This is a genomic window from Paractinoplanes tereljensis, assembly GCF_016862435.1.
Taxonomy (GTDB): Bacteria; Actinomycetota; Actinomycetes; order Mycobacteriales; family Micromonosporaceae; genus Actinoplanes; species Actinoplanes tereljensis.
Genome location: NZ_BOMY01000028.1, coordinates 1 through 15409, shown reverse-complemented (window position 1 = coordinate 15409; position 15409 = coordinate 1). Strand labels below are relative to the sequence as shown.

The window sequence follows — 15409 nt, the reverse complement described above, 5'->3', positions numbered from 1 at the left end:
GAGCGGGCGCCCGGACCGAAGCGAATAGGCTTCGGGGATGGACGACAACACAGTGCTGGGCAAGATCCACGGCTTGGTCGACGAGGAACACAAGTTGCGCGGGCAACTCGGCCGTGGCGAAATCAGCTCGGACGAGGAGCACGCCCGCCTCAAGGAGCTCGAGGAAGCACTCGACCAGTGCTGGGACCTGCTGCGCCGGCGCCGGGCCGCCCGTGAGGTGGGCAACGACCCGAACGCCGAGCAGGCCCACAGCGTCAACGAGGTCGAGGGCTACTTCCAGTGACCCGCGGTCGCGGCCGCCTCGTTCTGGGCGGCCGCGGACCGGGGCGTCTCACTTGATACCCGCCTCGTAGAGCAGGCGTTCGAGCAGCTCGTCGGCGTCCACCCGGAGACCGCGCTGGGTGAACCAGCCGGCGACGTTACGCACGTCCCGGGCGATGAAGTCGGCGCCCTGCGGGTTGCCGATGACGTCGACGATCTGCGGCAAGTCGATAAGCACCAGCCGGTCCTCGTGCACGAGCGTGTTGTACGGCGAGAGGTCGCCGTGCGCCACCTGCGCGCGGGCCAGCACCGACAGCGCGTCGGTCATCTGCTGCCACAGATCGGCCAGCTGGTCGGGCTCGGCCCGCACCTGGGCGAGCCGTGGTGCCGCCTCGCCGGTCTCCCAGTTGCCGATGAACTCCAGCATCAGCTCGGTGCCGATGAGCTGCACCGGGTACGGCACCCGGACCAGGCCGCTCTCCTGCCCGAGCGCCCACAGGTGGCTGAGCGCGCCGAACTCGGCGACCGCCCACTGCCCGGCGATCATCTCCTTGCCGAACGAGCTGCGGTTGGCCATCGCCCGGTTCTCCCGGGATCGGCGCACCCGGCGGCCCTCGAGATAGCCGGCGTCGCGGTGGAACAGCCGGTGGTCGCCGTCGCGGTAACGTTTGGCGGCCAGCATGCTGACCTTGCCGGTGCCCGGCACGTGCCGCCGGACCAGGAAGACGTCGGCCTCTTTGCCGGTCTTGAGCATGCCCAGCTCGTCGTCGACCGCGGCGTGCTCGGTGCGGACCCACTCCGGGCGGGGTTCGGGACCGTGCAGGGCACCATCCCAGGTGGACCAGTTGTCGCCGGTCTCGGGTAGATCGGGGTCTTCGGCGAGCCGCGGCTCGAGCCGGCCCCGCTTCAGGAAGTCAGAATCGTCGTCGTCGAACTTGCGCCGGCCACGGCGCACGGTGGTCTCGTGCTCTCGCACTGGAGGGTCTCCTCGGAGAAGAAGCAAGAAAGGGTCTGACGCTGGGCAGCAGGCATCACAAAGACAGCCACAGTCCGCACCCCCTTCTTCTCCAGTGCTTGCACGTACGCCAAGAAAGCTATCAAGCGGCGCAACCGATTTAATTTACTGCGCCGCCATGATCGCGGAGAGGCCCTGGATCACGTTGCCGACCGCGCGGGTCGGCGCGAACCGGTTGTCCGTCCAGTCCCGCCCCCGATGCAGCCACACGCTGGGCAGACCCATCGCGGCCGCGCCGCCGATGTCGGCCTCCGGGCTGTCGCCCACCACCCAGGCACCGCCGAGCCGCATCCGCACCTTCTGCGCGGCCAGCGCGAAGATCCGCGGGTTGGGCTTACTCACCCCGGCCTGCTCGGAAATCACCCAGTCGGCGACGTACCGATCGAGGCCGGTGCGCCGGATCCGGCTGTCCTGCCGGTCGGTCTGCCCGTTGGTGACCACCACCGGGACGAGGCCGGCGTCGGCGGCGATCTGCAGCGCGCAGCCCACCATCGGGTCGAGACGCTCGAAAGTGAGGGGTCCCTCGTGCAGCTCTTCGAGGAGATCGATCGAGGGAATGTTGAGCCGGTAGCGGTCCCGGATCAGGTCGGCGAGGTCCCAGCGGGCCGTCAGACCGTCGGCATCAACGGAGAGTAACCAATCGAGGTCGTCCTGTGGTGCCCCGATCTCGTCCAGGAAACCCTTCGCCCACAGCCTGAACGCACCGCTGCGGTCGAGCAGGGTGTCGTCGAGAGCCATCAGGACGAGAGGCACCCGCGCACTTTACGTGAGCGGGGACTAAAGCGAACAGTCCAGGACTGTTAACAACTTCCGGCCCGGATGGTTGATTTCGCATCATCCGGTCGGGGTCGTCCGCCAGGTTGGCAAGACGTACGTACGGATTGCATTGGAAAGCGCCTGCGTGACACGATCCAGAGCGTGCCCAGAGTAAGCCAGGACCAGCTGGAGGCGAGACGCCACGAGATCCTCGCGGCGGCCCGCGACTGCTTCGCGCGGTTCGGTTACGAGGGCGCCACCGTCCGCCGTCTGGAGGACGCCACCGGCCTCTCCCGCGGCGCGATTTTCCACCATTTTCGCGACAAGGAGTCGCTGTTCCTCGCCGTGGCCGAGGACGACGCCGCCGCCATGGTCGAGACGGTGACCCGCAACGGCCTGGTCCAGGTGATGCGAGACCTTCTCGCCCGGGCCGGCAGCAGCGACGGCGACACCGCCGGCTGGCTCGGCACCCAGCTCGAGGTGTCCCGCCGGCTGCGCACCGACCCGCAGTTCGCCAAGCGCTGGGCCGAGCGGGCCGCCGCCATCGCCGACGCCACCCGCGGCCGCCTGGAGCGCCAGCGCGACGCCGGGGTGCTCCGCGACGACGTGCCGGTCGAGGTGCTCACCCAGTTCCTCGAACTCGCCTACGACGGCCTTGTCCTCCACCTGGCCACCGGCCGCCCACCCGGAGAGCTGAGCCGCGTCCTCGACGTGGTGGAAGAGGCTGTCCGCCGGGCCTAGAAGCAATCGTTGCGCGCACCTGCACAATGAGGCCATGCAGGACACCTGGGGGATTCCCGGCCCGGTCTTCATCCGTCTCTACGTCGTGGCCCTGGTCGTTCTCGCGGTGGGCTATTTCATCCACCGCCGGAGCCGCTTCCGGGGCAAGGCCGACCCGCTGATCGGCAACCTCGGCCCGCAGCAGGTCGCCTTCCTCAACGGCGGCGACCGGCTGGCCATCTACGCCGCGCTCGGCGGCCTGCGCGCGGCCGGCCTGATCGGCACCGGCCCGCAGCACACCCTGGTGCAGACCGGCCCGCTCGCGGCCGGGGTCACCCCGCTCGACGCCGCCATCCACAATGCCGCCGGGCGCCAGATCCGCACTCGCGACCTCGGCCACGACCAGTGGGTGCGCTCGGCGCTCGACCAGCTCCGCGAGGGCCTCGAGCGGCGCGGCCTGGCGATCAGCCGGTCCGACCTGCGGGCGCTGAAACTCTGGTCGGTCGGCGTCGGCACGCTGCTGGTCATCGGCGTCCTGCGGGCCATCGCCGGTTCGCAGAACAACAAGCCGATCGGCTTGCTCGCGCTGGCGATGTTCTTCACCCTGATCGTGCTGGTGGTGATCTCGAAGAGCTCGCGGACCTCCACCATCGCCGCCCAGAAGGGCATGAGCGAGCTGCGCACCCGGCACAGCCACCTGTCGCCGCAGCAGTCGCCGGCCTACGCCACCTACGGCGCCACCGGGGCGGCCATGGGCGTGGCCCTGTTCGGTGCCGCGTCGCTGTACTCGATGGACCCGGCGTTCGCGGCCGAGGCCGAGATCCAGCGGGCCGCCGCGGCCGGCGGCAGCGGCGGTGACTCGACCAGCTACTCGTGCAGCAGCAGCAGTTCGGACAGCGGCAGCAGCTCCTGCGGCGGCGGCAGCTCATGCGGCGGTGGCGGCGGTTGCGGTGGCTGATCAGTACGGCGTAGGCATCGGCTGGCGGCCGGAAATTGACGGATTCGTCGCCGAGCTGCCCGGCCTGCGCTTCGCCGAGGTGGTGGCCGAGTCGGTGCACGCGCACGGCGACCTGCCGGCCGGGCTGTCCCGGCTGCTCGACCGCGGCGTCACGGTGATCCCGCACGGCGTGCGACTCTCGCTCGGCGGTGCCGAGCCGGTCGATCCGGAGCGGGTGCGCCACCTCGCCGCGGTCGCGGGCCGGCTCAACGCTCCCCTGGTCAGCGAGCACATCGCGTTCGTCCGGGCGGGCGGCATCGAGGCCGGCCACCTGCTGCCGCTCCCCCGCTCCCGGGAGGCGGTCGACGCGGTGGTCGCCAACGTCAAGCGCGCCCAGGCCGAGCTGCCGGTGCCGATCGCGCTGGAGCCGATCGCTGCCCTGTTCGACTGGCCCGACGACGAGCTCACCGAGGCCGACTTCCTCACCGAGATCCTCGACCGCACCGGCGCCGGGCTGCTGCTCGACATCGCCAACGTCTACGCGAACGCCCGCAACCGCGGCGACGACCCGCTCGAGCTGCTCGACAAGCTGCCGCTCGACCGGGTCGCCTACGTGCATGTGGCCGGCGGCGACGAGCACGACGGGCTCTACCACGACACGCACACCCACGCGACGCCGCAACCGGTGCTCGACCTGGTCGCCGAGCTGTGCCGGCGACATCGCCCGCCGGCCCTGATGCTGGAACGCGACGGCGACTACCCGCCCGCTGCCGAGCTGCGCACCGAACTCGATGCCATCGCCGCGGCGTCCGGCTATCCCGCGATCACATGAGCGACCTCGCGGCCCGGCAGGCCGAACTCGTCGAAGCGCTGACGGCTGGGAAACCCGTACCCGCCGGATTTGATGGTTTTCGGGTGGAGGCGGCGCGAGTGGCGCTGCTGCGCAAGCGGGCCGGCGAGGTCTCCCGGCAGTGGCCGATGCTCGCCGCGTCGTTCGGCGAGCGCTGGAAGCGCGAGTTCGGCGGTTGGGCGGCGGCGCGCCCGACCCAGGGTTCGCTGCGCGACGGCTGGGACATGGCCCGTGACCTGCACAGCCGTGGCCTTCTCCACGGTCCGGCGGCCGAGGAGCTGGCCGAGCGGGAGGCGCGGCTGCGCTACAACGGCAACGCAACCCCGCGACCTCGCCGCACTCCGGCTTTGCGGTCGGCCGCCGGCGCCGTCGTGGTGCAATTCGCAGGCCGGGTACGGGTTATCCGGCGCCCTACCTAACCGGGCACCCGGTCCAGGAAGCCGAGCACCCGGCCGATCCGGCCGTCGGTGTCGAGTTCGGCCACGTCGAAGCCGATGACCAGCGGCTCGGCGCCGGGCGCACCCAGGTTCCAGGTGAACCGCGCCTGCTCGTGGTGCGCATCGACCGGCCCGCCCGAGCTGAAGACCAGGCCCGGGAACTGCTGCTGAACCGCGCCGATCAGCCCGTCGAGGGCCACCCGGCCGTCGACCGCCGCCATCGGGTCGACATAGCGGACGTCGGCGGCGAACAGGTCGTCGATCGCGGCCCGGCGCGCGGCCGGGTCGGTCTCGTTCCAAGTGGCCAGGTAGCGGTCCACCACGGTGTCGAAGTCGCTCATGGTCAGGTCCTTCCGTCGTAGCTGACGGGAACCACTCTCGCCCGGCTGAGGTAATGGCGTCGATTACCTCGGAGGTAATGACTACGCTTCCCGGTGTGAGTGACGTGGGTGAGCTTCTGCGGGAGTGGCGGACGACTCGGCGGATGAGCCAGCTCGAACTGTCCACCGAGGCCGGCGTGTCGGCCCGGCACCTGTCGTTCGTGGAGACCGGACGGGCACACCCCACTCGGGACATGATCTTGCGGTTGGCCGAGCGGCTCGGCGTACCATTGCGGCAGCAGAATGAGTTGCTCCGGGCCGGCGGTTTCGCGCCGGCCCATCCCGAATCGAGCCTTTCCGGTCCGCCGCTGGCGGCGGTCCTGGCGTCGCTGCGCGACGTTCTTTCCGGGCATCAGCCCTATCCGGCGCTGCTTGTCGACCGGCACTGGACAATGATCGACGCCAATGCGGCGGTGGCCCCGCTGATTGCCGGATGCGCCGGCTGGCTGCTGGAACCGCCGGTGAACGTGCTGCGCCTGTCGCTGCACCCGGAGGGCATGGCGCCGCGCATCCGCAATCTGCCCGAATGGCGCACGCACGTGCTGCACCGCCTCGATCAGCAGGCCGCCCATCTGGCCGACCCGAAACTGCGGGAACTGCATGCGGAACTCGCCGCCTATCCGGGCGGCGCAAGCGCCACCCGGCCGACCGGGCTGGTCGTTCCCCTGCGCTTCGACGATCTGTCGTTCTTCAGCGTGACCTCAGTTCTGGGTACGCCGTTGGATGTGACCCTGGCCGAACTGGCGATCGAGTCGTTCCTGCCGGCCGACGAGTCCACCGCGGCCCGGCTGCACGGTCGCTGAGGTGGCAGGATCAACCGCATGGATCTCGGACTCGACGGCAAGGTCTTCATCCTCACCGGAGCCTCCCGCGGGCTAGGTTTCGCGACCGCGGAAGCCCTGGTCGCCGACGGCGCCAAGGTGGTGATCTCGTCCCGCTCGGTGGAGGGCATCGGCCAGGCGGTGGCGAAACTCGGTGGCGTGGAGTCCGCGGAGGGCGTCGTCGCCGATCTCACCGAGCCCGGCACCCCGCAGGCGCTGGTCGAGCTGGCCCAGGCCCGGTGGGGCCGGGTCGACGGCGCGCTGGTGTCGGTCGGCGGCCCGGCCCAGGCCACGGCCGCCGCGGTGACCGACGACCAGTGGCGGTCCGCCTTCGAGACGGTGTTCCTCGGCTCGGTGCGGGCGGTGCGCACGTTCGCGGCGGCGATGCCGGCCGGTGGCGCCATCGGTCTGGTGCTGTCCACCTCGGCGAAGGCGCCGCTTGAGAAGCTCGGCCTGTCCAACGGCCTGCGGCCCGGGCTGGCGATGGTCGCCAAGGAGATGGCCGACGAGTTCGGGCCGCGCGGCATCCGGGTGCTCAGCCTGCTGCCCGGCCGCATCCTCACCGACCGCAACCGGGAGTTGTTCGCGGCCACCGGCGACGCCGCGGCGGCCGAGGCGCGGGCGACCGAGACGGTCCCGCTGCGCCGGCTGGGCGAGCCGGCCGAGTTCGGCCGGGTGGCGGCGTTCGTGCTCTCCCCCGCCGCCGGCTACCTGACCGGCATCGCCATCCCGGTGGACGGCGGCTCGCTGCGTGCCCTCTGAGCCCTCCCGGCGGCCGTCCGCGGCCGAGGTTGCGGCCGCCGGCGGCCGGACCATTCCCGACCTGGTCGGGCCGGGCCTGCGGGTGCTGTTCTCCGGTATCAACCCGAGCCTCTACTCGGCCGCCACCGGCCACCACTTCGCCCGCCCCGGCAACCGCTTCTGGCCGGCCCTGCACCGCTCCGGCTTCACCCCGCGCCAGCTTCACCCGTCGGAGCAGGCCGAGCTGCCCGCGCTGGGCCTGGGCATCACCAACGTGGTGGCCCGGGCGACGGCCCGCGCCGACGAGCTGTCGCCGGCCGAGTTGATCGCGGGTGGCCGCGTGCTGGCCGCGCTCGCGGCCGAGTGGAAGCCCCGCTACCTGGCCGTTCTCGGTGTGACCGCCTATCGCACGGCCTTCGCCCGCCGCCGCGCCACGATCGGCCCGCAGGACGACACGGTCGGCGGCGTGCCGGTGTGGGTGCTGCCCAACCCGAGCGGCCTGAACGCCCACTTCCAGATCGACGACCTGGCCCGCGAGTTCGCCGCCCTCCGCGCCGCCTAGGCCGTGTTTCAAAAAGGGGTCGAGCTGCGGTGAGGTCCAGGTGTCGGCTGGGTGTGCGCCGGAATTGCCCGCATACCGGTGTTGTATGTGGGTGATTCCGGCGTGCGGCCAGACGGCGGCTGGGCCACGCCGCAGCACGGCATCCTTTTTGAAACACGGCCTAAGGGCCCACCGTCGCGAACTGGGTGCGGTAGAGCTCGGCATAGAGCCCACCCGCCGCGACCAGCTCCTCGTGCCGGCCGCGCTCGACGACCCGGCCGTCGTCGAGGACCAGGATCAGGTCGGCCTCGCGGACCGTGGAGAGCCGGTGCGCGATGACCAGCGCGGTACGCCCGGCCAGCGCCGCGGTCAGCGCCCGCTGCACGGCCGCCTCCGATTCGCTGTCGAGGTGCGCGGTCGCCTCGTCGAGAATCACGATCGACGGGTGCTTGAGCAGCAGCCGGGCAATCGCGATCCGCTGTTTCTCACCACCGGAGAAGCGATAGCCGCGCTCCCCCACCACCGTGTCGAGGCCCTCGGGCAGCGCCGCCACCAGCTCGGCGACCTGTGCCCCGCGCAGCGCCTCCCACATCTCCTCCTCGGTAGCGTCAGGTTGCGCGTAGCGCAGGTTCTCCCCGATGGTCTCGTGGAACAGGTGCGAGTCCTGGGTGACCACCCCGATGGTGTCGCGCAGCGAGCCGAGCGTGGCGTCGCGCACGTCGACCCCGCCGACCAGCACCGCACCCTCGGTCACGTCATAGACCCGGGACACCAGCATCGAGGTGGTCGACTTACCGGCCCCGGACGGCCCGACCAGGGCCACCATCTGCCCCGGCTCGACGGTGAAGTCGACCCCCTTGAGCACCGGGGCGCTCTCGGTGCGGTCGAGCGTCGCGACGTCTTCCAGGGTCGCCAGGGACACCTCACTGGCGCTCGGGTAGCGGAAGTGCACGTCGCGGAACTCGACCCGGCCGGACCCCGGCGGCACGTCGACCGCGCCCGGTTTCTCCTCGATGCCGGGCGCGAGGTCGAGCACCTCGAAGACCCGGTCGAACGAGACCAGCGCGCTCATCACGTCGACCCGCACGTTGCTGAGCGCGGTGAGCGGGCCGTAGAGGCGGGTGAGCAGCAGGGCCAGGGTGACGACCGTACCGGCGGTGACCCCACCGGTGACCGCGAGCCAGCCGCCCAGCCCGTAGGTGAGCGCCTGGGCCAGCGACGCGACAAGCAACATCGCCACGAAGAACGTGCGGGAGTACATAGCTTGCTGCACGCCGATCTCGCGGACCCGCTCGGCCCGTGCGCCGAACCGGGCGGCCTCGTCGTCGGGCCGGCCGAACAGCTTGACCAGCAGCGCGCCGGAGACGTTGAACCGCTCGGTCATCGTCGCGTTCATCTTGGCGTCGAGGTTGTAGGACTCGCGGGTGATCTCGGCGAGCTTCCGGCCGACCCGGCGGGCCGGGAGGATGAACACCGGCAGCAGCGCCAGCGACAGCGCGGTGATCTGCCAGGACAGGCTGAACATGACGGCCGCGGTGAGCACCAGCTGGATGACGTTGCTGACCACGCCGGAGAGCGTCGAGGTGAAGGCCCGCTGGGCGCCCATCACGTCGTTGTTGAGCCGGCTGACCAGGGCACCGGTCTGGGTGCGGGTGAAGAACTGCAGCGGCATGCGCTGCACGTGGTCGTAGACCCGGGTGCGCAGGTCGAGGATGATGCCCTCGCCGATCCGCGCGGAGTACCACCTCTGGGCCAGCGACAGGAACGCGTCGACGACGGCCAGGCCGGCGATGGCCAGGGCGATCTTGACGATCAGCGCGGCCGCGCCGTCGCCGCCGCCGGTGATCGCGTTGACCACGTGGCCGGCAAGCAGTGGGGTGGCGACCCCGATGCCGGCGTCGAACACCACGGTGATCAGGAAGATCGTGATGTCCCGGCGGTAGGGCCGGGCGAAGCGCAGGATGCGCCGCGTGGTGCCACGGGTGAGCTGGTGCTGCGCGACCCGGTCCGAATTCTGGATCGAACGCAGCATGTTCCAGCTGGACATACTCATGCGTCACCTCCCGGGGTGAGTCTGCGCCACAGGTACGACAACAAACTCCGGGGGTAAGGCAGTTATTCCATATCGGTCCTTACTCGCCGGCGCCGAGCAGATCACGCAGACGGCGAGTCTGCGCTTCCCGCTCGGCCCGGTCCTGTTCCTGGTAAGACCGCAGGGATGCGCCCGCGAGCAAGGCCTTGATCTCGGCGACTGCACCCTGATCAGCGGAGACGACCGCTGCGGCCAGGTCGGCGACCGCGCCGGGCAGGTCGGCGACCACCGCGGTGGCCAGCCCGATGCGGTCGGCCTCGTCGGCCGCGATGCGCCGGCCGGTCAGGCAGATCTCGAGGGCACGGGACGGACCGACCAACTCGGCGAGGCGTTTGGTTCCGCCAAGATCGGGCACTAACCCCAAGGTCACCTCGGCCATCGAGAACTTCGCGTCCTCGGCCAGGATTCGCATGTCGCAGTTCAGTGCGAGCTGAAATCCGGCGCCGATGGCATGTCCGTGTACTGCCGCGATCGTCACGATCGACGGGTTACGCAACCACGTGAACGCGCTCTGGAAGCCGGCAATGCGATCCGCGCACTCCGACGGTGACAAGTGCGCGAGTCGGCCCAAGGAAGAATCGCCGTCGCCGCGCGCGACCGACAGATCCAGGCCTGCGGAAAACGCGCGTCCCTCGCCCCGGACAATGACGACTCGCACGTCGCCCGGTAATTTCCGCGAAATGTTCGCCAGTTCGGCCCACATCGCTGGAGTCTGCGCATTGAGAACCTCGGGCCGGCACAACGTCACCGTTGCGACCGGCCCGTCCAGGTCGTAGCGAACACCCACCTCGGAGGTGGGAACTGCGGTGCCGGACTCGACGTTGTCGGACGTCACGCCTTCTTGCGACGACGCGCGCCGCCACGCTGGCGGAGCTGCACGCCCGACTCGGTGAGCACGCGATGCACGAATCCGTAGGAACGTCCGGTCGAAGCGGCGAGCGCACGAATGCTCTCGCCGGAGGTGTAACGCTTGACCAGATCCTTCGCTAGTGACTGGCGCTCGCTGCCGACGATTCGGCGACCCTTCTCAGTGCTGGTGGCTGTGCCCGTGGCTGCCATGTTGAATCCTCACGTCCCAGACAGTGCGGTTCGATACGGTCCCACCTATTAGACCGCCTCCAACGATCATGCGCTAGGCATCCTGGCTTAGCCAACGTGCCCATTTAGCACTGTCAGGAACTTGACCCTGACCATCGGCATCAATGTCAGACAGTTAACTGACGTTAGGCAGAGTGCAATTCCGACCGCTCGGTAGGTAGCCGCCCGGCCAGCACCAAGACCATCGATCACCTGCGAAAACTCTGGATCGAGGGCGCTCGGCCAACAGACATGACGCACCGTCGATGCGGCGAACACGCACCGCCGTCGGCTCGGATGTGCCAACTTTGCCCTGCCCGGCGCGATGCCCGGCCTGACCGCAAACGCCCGAACGTCGCACTGTCTGTGTGGGCACCAGTTGACAACTGACGATTCGTTACGCCAGCTCCACGAGCTCCAGGAGATCGTCGCTCCACGCGTCCTCGTCGCCGTCCGGCAGCAGGATCGCGCGGTCCGGCTTCAGCGCCTGCACCGCGCCCGCATCGTGCGTGACCAGCACGATCGCACCCGGATAGTTGGCGATCGCGTCCAGCACCTGCTCGCGGCTGATCGGGTCGAGGTTGTTGGTGGGCTCGTCGAGGAGCAGCACGTTGGCGCCCGAACACACCAGGGTGGCCAGGGCCAGCCGGGTCTTCTCGCCGCCGGACAACACGCCGGCCGGCTTGTCGACATCGTCGCCGGAGAACAGGAAGGCGCCCAGGATCTTCCGCAGCTCGGTGTCGGTCTGCTCGGAACCGGCGCTGCGCATGTGCTCCAGGATCGTCCGGTCCACGTCCAGCGTCTCGTGCTCCTGGGCGTAATAGCCCAGCCGTAGGCCGTGCCCCGACCGCACCTCACCGGTGTCCGGCTTGAGCAGGCCGCCCAGCATCCGCAGCAGGGTGGTCTTGCCGGCGCCGTTCAGGCCGAGGATCGCGACCCGGGAGCCGCGGTCGACCGCCACGCTGACGTCGGTGAAGATCTCCAGCGAGCCGTACGACTTCGACAGCCCGCTCGCGGTGAGCGGCGTCTTGCCGCACGGGGCCGGGGTGGGGAAGCGAACCTTCGCCACCTTGTCCGAGGTGCGGACCTCTTCCAGCCCACCGAGCAGCTTCTCGGCCCGGCGGGCCATGTTCTGCGCGGCGACCGTCTTGGTGGCCTTGGCCCGCATCTTGTCGGCCTGCGCCATCAGGGCGCCGGCCTTCTTCTCGGCGTTGGCCCGCTCACGCCGGCGGCGGCGCTCGTCGGTCTCCCGGGCTTCGAGGTAGGTCTTCCAGCCCATGTTGTACATGTCGACGACCGAGCGGTTGGCATCCAAGTACCACACCTTGTTGACCGCGGCGTCGAGCAGCTCGACGTCGTGGCTGATCACGATGAGGCCGCCCTTGTGCTGCGCCATGTAGCCGCGCAGCCAGGCGATGGAGTCCTGGTCGAGGTGGTTGGTCGGCTCGTCGAGCAGCAGGATGCCCTTGCCGTTCTGCCCGGAGTTGGCGAACAGGATGCGGGCGAGCTCGATGCGGCGGCGCTGGCCACCGGACAGGGTGCCGATCGTCTGGGCCAGGGCCCGGTCGGGCAGGCCCAGGTTGGCACAGATCCGCGCGGCCTCGGCCTCGGCGCCGTAACCACCGAGCGCGGAGAACCGGTCCTCCAGCTGCCCGTACCGCCGGATCAGCTTCTCGTCTGCGCTCTCCTCCAGCTCGACCTCGAGTTTCTGCATCTCGGCGAGGATCGAGTCGAGGCCGCGGGCCGACAGCACCCGGTCGCGACCGGTGACGTTGAGGTCGCCGGTGCGGGGGTCCTGCGGGAGGTAACCGACCTCACTGGTGCGCTCGACGGTGCCCGCGTGCGGGACACCCTCGCCGGCCAGCACCTTGAGGGTGGTCGTCTTTCCGGCGCCGTTGCGGCCGACCAGGCCGATCCGGTCGCCGGGCTGCACCCGCAGGGTGACCGGGGACAGCAGGATCCGGGCGCCGGCACGCAGTTCGAGTCCGGTGGCGGTGATCATCAGGGGCTCGCTCTCGGGGAGATAGAAGGGCTGACTCCGGACACACGAAAGCGCCGGCCATCTAGGTGGTCGGCGCGGGGCAGGTCAGCCTTCGCAGAGCAGCACTCCGCCATACTACCGGGCGTCCGGTGCGAGCCCCCACCCGATTAGTTATCAAGATCATCGGGTACTCGCCGGACACGAGTGCCGTATCGGTCAGTGAGGATGGAATGGAACTCAACGAGAACGCCGACATCGACACCAGTCAGGTCGAGGACCAACGCGGTTCGGGCGGAGGCGGCGGCGGCTTCGGCGGCCTGCCCATTCCGGGCGGCGGCGGCCTCGTGGGCATCATCATCACCGTCGTACTCGCGCTGGTCGGCGGCTACTTCGGCGTCAACCAGCTCGGCGGCGACAGCGGCAGCAGCACCGGTGACAACACCAACATCACGCAGGAGTGCGCCGACAAGACCACGGCGCGCACCAAGCTCGACTGCCGCAACGTTCTCTACGTCAACTCGATCCAGGCGTTCTGGACCGAGGCGGAACCCGAGTACTTCGGCAAGCAGTACCAGCCGGCCAAAACCGTACTGTTCTCCAACCGGGTCAGCACCGGCTGCGGCGCCGCCGACTCCGGCGTCGGCCCGTTCTACTGCCCCGCCGACGACCGGGTGTACATCGACCTCACCTTCTATCAGGTGCTCGCCAAGCAGCTCGGCGCGCCGGGCGAGTTCGCCCAGCCCTACGTGCTTGCCCACGAGTACGGCCACCACATCCAGGACCTGCTCGGCACCGAGGCCAAGATGCGCGCGGCCCAGAAGGGTGGTTCGGAGGCCGAGCAGAACCTCCAGTCGGTGAAGCTCGAGCTGCAGGCCGACTGCTACGCCGGCGTCTGGGCCCACCACGCCACCGAGACCAAGTCGAAGAGCGGCCAGCCGATCTTCAAGAGCCTGACGGACTCGGACATCCAGGAGGGCCTCGACACCGCCAAGCAGATCGGCGACGACACCCTCCAGAAGCAGAGCGGCGGCACCGTCAACCCGGCCGAATTCACCCACGGCACGTCCGCCGACCGGCAGAAATGGTTCAAGGCCGGCTTCGACTCCGGCGACCCGGCGAAGTCCTGCGACACCTTCGCCGACGGCTCGGTCGTCCAGGGCGACTGATCCGCTTTTCCGAAACAGCCTCGTCGGTAACGGCGAGGCTGTTTTCTTGCGCTTTTTATAAGTACGCCGTCCGGCCGGTCCCGTGGCACTCAGTTCCAGCCAGGCGAAACTCGCCCTCCGCGCGCCCGCGCCGGGCGGGCCCGCCCGGTCAGGGTTCGCGCACCAAAACCGACACGGCCCGGGCGGCGGCGATCGCGGACACCAGCACCGCGTGCCGGGGCTCGGGCACGTCGAGGAACCGCTCGGCCCGCAGGTCCAGCAGGGCCTTCAGCGGGGGCGGCGCGAGGACGGCGTCGACCGCGGCCCGGTCCCCGCCGGTGACGAGCGCGGCCATCCCGCGTACCTCCGGAAGAAGAACGCGTCCCGCGATGCCGGCGCCGTCGGCCGCCGCCGCCTTTGCCTGATTGTCGCGGCGGCGCGCGAAGCGCTGCTGCGACCAGCCACCCGCCGCCGTGCGCCCCTGCACATAGTGGGTGTCCACCTTGGAGGCGATCAGCTCGGTGCCGACCACGACGCCGACCGCCACCGCACCCTTGCGGGCCAGCAGCAGACCGAGCCGGCGCGGTGCCTGGGCCAGGCGGATCAGATCGGCCATCGTGCCGGCCGGCCCGGCGCCCGGCGGCGTCTGCCAGGCAGCCGACGCGCCGTCGGCCGCGATCAAGGTCAAACCCTCTTCGCGGTACGGCCCGTGCCGGGTCGCGAAATTCTCGAGCCAGCGCGGCAGCCGCTCCGGGGCGACGTCCACCCACTTCCCGCCGCCCGCAGCCGCCCGCTCACCCATTCTTGTCAGACTACGGTGGCACGATGTCGGACGTGACCGACCTGGCCTCCACCCTGCTCGCGCGGCTCGACAACGACTTCGCCGCGGAGCGTGATCCGGTGCGCGCGGTGGCGATGGCGGCCTACATGCGCGACCAGTTCGACTTCGCCGGCCTGCCCGCACCGACGCTGCGCGCCATCGAGCGGTCGGCCTTCCGGGGCCTCCCCCGCCCGTCGCCGGAAGACCTCCGCGAGTTCGGGCGTGCGTGCTGGGCCCGCCCGGAGCGCGAGTTCCAATACGCCGCCTGCGACTACCTGCGAAAACACGTGTCGGCCGCCGGCCCCGAATTCCTGCCGGTGGCCCGCGAGCTGCTGGTCACCAAGTCCTGGTGGGACACGGTCGACCCGCTGGCCACCCGCTTCGTGGGCGACCTGGTGCGGCTGCACCCGCTGCTCGCCGACGTGATGGACGCTTGGTCGACCGACGACAACATGTGGCTGATCCGCACCGCGATCCTGCACCAGCTGCACTACGGCCCCGAAACCGACACCGACCGCTTGTTCAGCTACTGCACCCGCCAAGCCACCCATCCCGACTTCTTCGTCCGCAAGGCCATCGGCTGGTCCCTACGCCACTACGCCCGAACCAACCCAGCCGCAGTCCGCACCTTCGTCGACGCAAACCGAGACCGCCTGTCCCCACTCTCAGTCCGAGAGGCCACAAAGCACCTGTAACCGACCCCGACAGCCGGTCCACACCCCACAACCGCGCAGACAGCAACCCGCCGCCCGGCGCGAAGCCGCCGCCCGGCGCGAAGCCGCCGCCCGGCGCGAAGCCGCCGCCCGGCGCGAAGCCGCCGCCCGGCGCGAAGCCG

General features: G+C 70.1%; 18 protein-coding genes. 10 read left to right on the top strand and 8 right to left on the bottom strand.

Translation table 11 applies throughout. From position 1 onward, the window contains the following. The first annotated feature begins 37 nt into the window (after positions 1-37). The gene (locus Ate02nite_RS20425; RefSeq protein WP_203807871.1) at positions 38-283 is read left to right on the top strand and encodes a DUF2630 family protein; all 246 of its coding nucleotides are present in this window, start codon (positions 38-40) and stop codon (positions 281-283) included. A 48-nt stretch (positions 284-331) separates the two neighbouring features. Here the strand turns inward: Ate02nite_RS20425 and Ate02nite_RS20420 are convergent, their stop codons facing one another. After that, the gene (locus tag Ate02nite_RS20420) at positions 332-1237 is read right to left on the bottom strand and encodes a serine protein kinase RIO (RefSeq protein WP_203807869.1); all 906 of its coding nucleotides are present in this window, start codon (positions 1235-1237) and stop codon (positions 332-334) included. A gap of 144 nt (positions 1238-1381) precedes the next feature. Further along, the gene (locus Ate02nite_RS20415) at positions 1382-2029 is read right to left on the bottom strand and encodes an HAD family hydrolase (protein WP_203807867.1); all 648 of its coding nucleotides are present in this window, start codon (positions 2027-2029) and stop codon (positions 1382-1384) included. 165 nt (positions 2030-2194) lie between these two features. On the opposite strand from Ate02nite_RS20415, the gene Ate02nite_RS20410 reads away from it, so the two are divergent. The 4 genes from Ate02nite_RS20410 to Ate02nite_RS20395 are packed head-to-tail and all read left to right on the top strand — an operon-like array spanning position 2195 to position 4958. Beyond that, positions 2195-2773, top strand: a complete 579-nt coding sequence (locus tag Ate02nite_RS20410; RefSeq protein ID WP_203807865.1) for a TetR/AcrR family transcriptional regulator — start codon at positions 2195-2197, stop codon at positions 2771-2773. A 34-nt stretch (positions 2774-2807) separates the two neighbouring features. Next, positions 2808-3710, top strand: coding sequence for a TIGR04222 domain-containing membrane protein (locus tag Ate02nite_RS20405; protein ID WP_203807863.1), 903 nt, complete (start codon positions 2808-2810; stop codon positions 3708-3710). Continuing rightward, positions 3703-4521: an MbnB/TglH/ChrH family RiPP precursor modification enzyme gene (locus Ate02nite_RS20400; RefSeq protein ID WP_203807862.1), complete on the top strand. Its 819-nt coding sequence runs from the start codon at positions 3703-3705 to the stop codon at positions 4519-4521. The genes Ate02nite_RS20405 and Ate02nite_RS20400 overlap by 8 nt, the downstream gene beginning before the upstream one ends. After that, a complete protein-coding gene (locus Ate02nite_RS20395) occupies positions 4518-4958 on the top strand; it encodes an SCO6045 C-terminal-like domain-containing protein (protein WP_203807860.1) in 441 nt (146 codons plus the stop codon). The genes Ate02nite_RS20400 and Ate02nite_RS20395 overlap by 4 nt, the downstream gene beginning before the upstream one ends. Here Ate02nite_RS20395 and Ate02nite_RS20390 read toward each other — a convergent pair. Next, positions 4955-5317, bottom strand: coding sequence for a nuclear transport factor 2 family protein (locus tag Ate02nite_RS20390; protein WP_203807858.1), 363 nt, complete (start codon positions 5315-5317; stop codon positions 4955-4957). The two genes, Ate02nite_RS20395 and Ate02nite_RS20390, sit on opposite strands and share 4 nt — an antisense overlap. A 77-nt stretch (positions 5318-5394) precedes the next feature. Here Ate02nite_RS20390 and Ate02nite_RS20385 point away from each other — a divergent pair, with 77 nt between their 5' ends. The 3 genes from Ate02nite_RS20385 to mug are packed head-to-tail and all read left to right on the top strand — an operon-like array spanning position 5395 to position 7480. Next, a complete protein-coding gene (locus Ate02nite_RS20385; RefSeq protein ID WP_203807856.1) occupies positions 5395-6159 on the top strand; it encodes a helix-turn-helix domain-containing protein in 765 nt (254 codons plus the stop codon). A gap of 18 nt (positions 6160-6177) precedes the next feature. After that, positions 6178-6939 carry an SDR family oxidoreductase gene (locus Ate02nite_RS20380; RefSeq protein WP_203807855.1) on the top strand — a complete coding sequence of 254 codons (762 nt, stop codon included), beginning with the start codon at positions 6178-6180 and terminating at the stop codon, positions 6937-6939. After that, a complete protein-coding gene (gene mug, locus Ate02nite_RS20375) occupies positions 6929-7480 on the top strand; it encodes a G/U mismatch-specific DNA glycosylase (RefSeq protein ID WP_239147546.1) in 552 nt (183 codons plus the stop codon). The genes Ate02nite_RS20380 and mug overlap by 11 nt, the downstream gene beginning before the upstream one ends. 160 nt (positions 7481-7640) lie before the next feature. On the opposite strand, the gene Ate02nite_RS20370 is transcribed toward mug, so the two are convergent. The 4 genes from Ate02nite_RS20370 to Ate02nite_RS20355 form a co-directional block, all read right to left on the bottom strand. Next, positions 7641-9506 carry an ABC transporter ATP-binding protein gene (locus tag Ate02nite_RS20370; protein ID WP_438871234.1) on the bottom strand — a complete coding sequence of 622 codons (1866 nt, stop codon included), beginning with the start codon at positions 9504-9506 and terminating at the stop codon, positions 7641-7643. An 85-nt stretch (positions 9507-9591) separates the two neighbouring features. Further along, positions 9592-10386, bottom strand: a complete 795-nt coding sequence (locus Ate02nite_RS20365) for an enoyl-CoA hydratase/isomerase family protein (protein WP_438871231.1) — start codon at positions 10384-10386, stop codon at positions 9592-9594. Continuing rightward, positions 10383-10610 (bottom strand): helix-turn-helix domain-containing protein, encoded by a 228-nt coding sequence (locus Ate02nite_RS20360; RefSeq protein WP_014441759.1) that lies wholly within the window; start codon positions 10608-10610, stop codon positions 10383-10385. The genes Ate02nite_RS20365 and Ate02nite_RS20360 overlap by 4 nt, the downstream gene beginning before the upstream one ends. A 415-nt stretch (positions 10611-11025) precedes the next feature. Then, the gene (locus tag Ate02nite_RS20355) at positions 11026-12630 is read right to left on the bottom strand and encodes an ABC-F family ATP-binding cassette domain-containing protein (protein ID WP_203807851.1); all 1605 of its coding nucleotides are present in this window, start codon (positions 12628-12630) and stop codon (positions 11026-11028) included. A 209-nt stretch (positions 12631-12839) separates the two neighbouring features. On the opposite strand from Ate02nite_RS20355, the gene ypfJ reads away from it, so the two are divergent. Next, positions 12840-13775, top strand: a complete 936-nt coding sequence (gene ypfJ / locus Ate02nite_RS20350; protein ID WP_203807849.1) for a KPN_02809 family neutral zinc metallopeptidase — start codon at positions 12840-12842, stop codon at positions 13773-13775. 148 nt (positions 13776-13923) lie between these two features. On the opposite strand, the gene Ate02nite_RS20345 is transcribed toward ypfJ, so the two are convergent. Further along, on the bottom strand, positions 13924-14556 hold the full coding sequence (locus Ate02nite_RS20345) for an acVLRF1 family peptidyl-tRNA hydrolase (RefSeq protein WP_203807847.1): 633 nt from the start codon (positions 14554-14556) through the stop codon (positions 13924-13926). A gap of 23 nt (positions 14557-14579) precedes the next feature. On the opposite strand from Ate02nite_RS20345, the gene Ate02nite_RS20340 reads away from it, so the two are divergent. After that, a complete protein-coding gene (locus tag Ate02nite_RS20340; protein ID WP_203807844.1) occupies positions 14580-15269 on the top strand; it encodes a DNA alkylation repair protein in 690 nt (229 codons plus the stop codon). Positions 15270-15409: the final 140 nt, after the last annotated feature.

Coding starts and splice junctions, on each gene's coding strand:
- Ate02nite_RS20425 (WP_203807871.1), top strand. CDS start 38: ATGGACGACAACACAGTGCTGGGCAAGATCCACGGCTTGGTCGACGAG.
- Ate02nite_RS20405 (WP_203807863.1), top strand. CDS start 2,808: ATGCAGGACACCTGGGGGATTCCCGGCCCGGTCTTCATCCGTCTCTAC.
- Ate02nite_RS20395 (WP_203807860.1), top strand. CDS start 4,518: ATGAGCGACCTCGCGGCCCGGCAGGCCGAACTCGTCGAAGCGCTGACG.
- Ate02nite_RS20390 (WP_203807858.1), bottom strand. CDS start 5,317: ATGAGCGACTTCGACACCGTGGTGGACCGCTACCTGGCCACTTGGAAC.
- Ate02nite_RS20385 (WP_203807856.1), top strand. CDS start 5,395: ATGACTACGCTTCCCGGTGTGAGTGACGTGGGTGAGCTTCTGCGGGAG.
- Ate02nite_RS20380 (WP_203807855.1), top strand. CDS start 6,178: ATGGATCTCGGACTCGACGGCAAGGTCTTCATCCTCACCGGAGCCTCC.
- Ate02nite_RS20370 (WP_438871234.1), bottom strand. CDS start 9,506: ATGTCCAGCTGGAACATGCTGCGTTCGATCCAGAATTCGGACCGGGTC.
- Ate02nite_RS20360 (WP_014441759.1), bottom strand. CDS start 10,610: ATGGCAGCCACGGGCACAGCCACCAGCACTGAGAAGGGTCGCCGAATC.
- Ate02nite_RS20355 (WP_203807851.1), bottom strand. CDS start 12,630: ATGATCACCGCCACCGGACTCGAACTGCGTGCCGGCGCCCGGATCCTG.
- ypfJ (WP_203807849.1), top strand. CDS start 12,840: ATGGAACTCAACGAGAACGCCGACATCGACACCAGTCAGGTCGAGGAC.
- Ate02nite_RS20345 (WP_203807847.1), bottom strand. CDS start 14,556: ATGGGTGAGCGGGCGGCTGCGGGCGGCGGGAAGTGGGTGGACGTCGCC.
- Ate02nite_RS20340 (WP_203807844.1), top strand. CDS start 14,580: ATGTCGGACGTGACCGACCTGGCCTCCACCCTGCTCGCGCGGCTCGAC.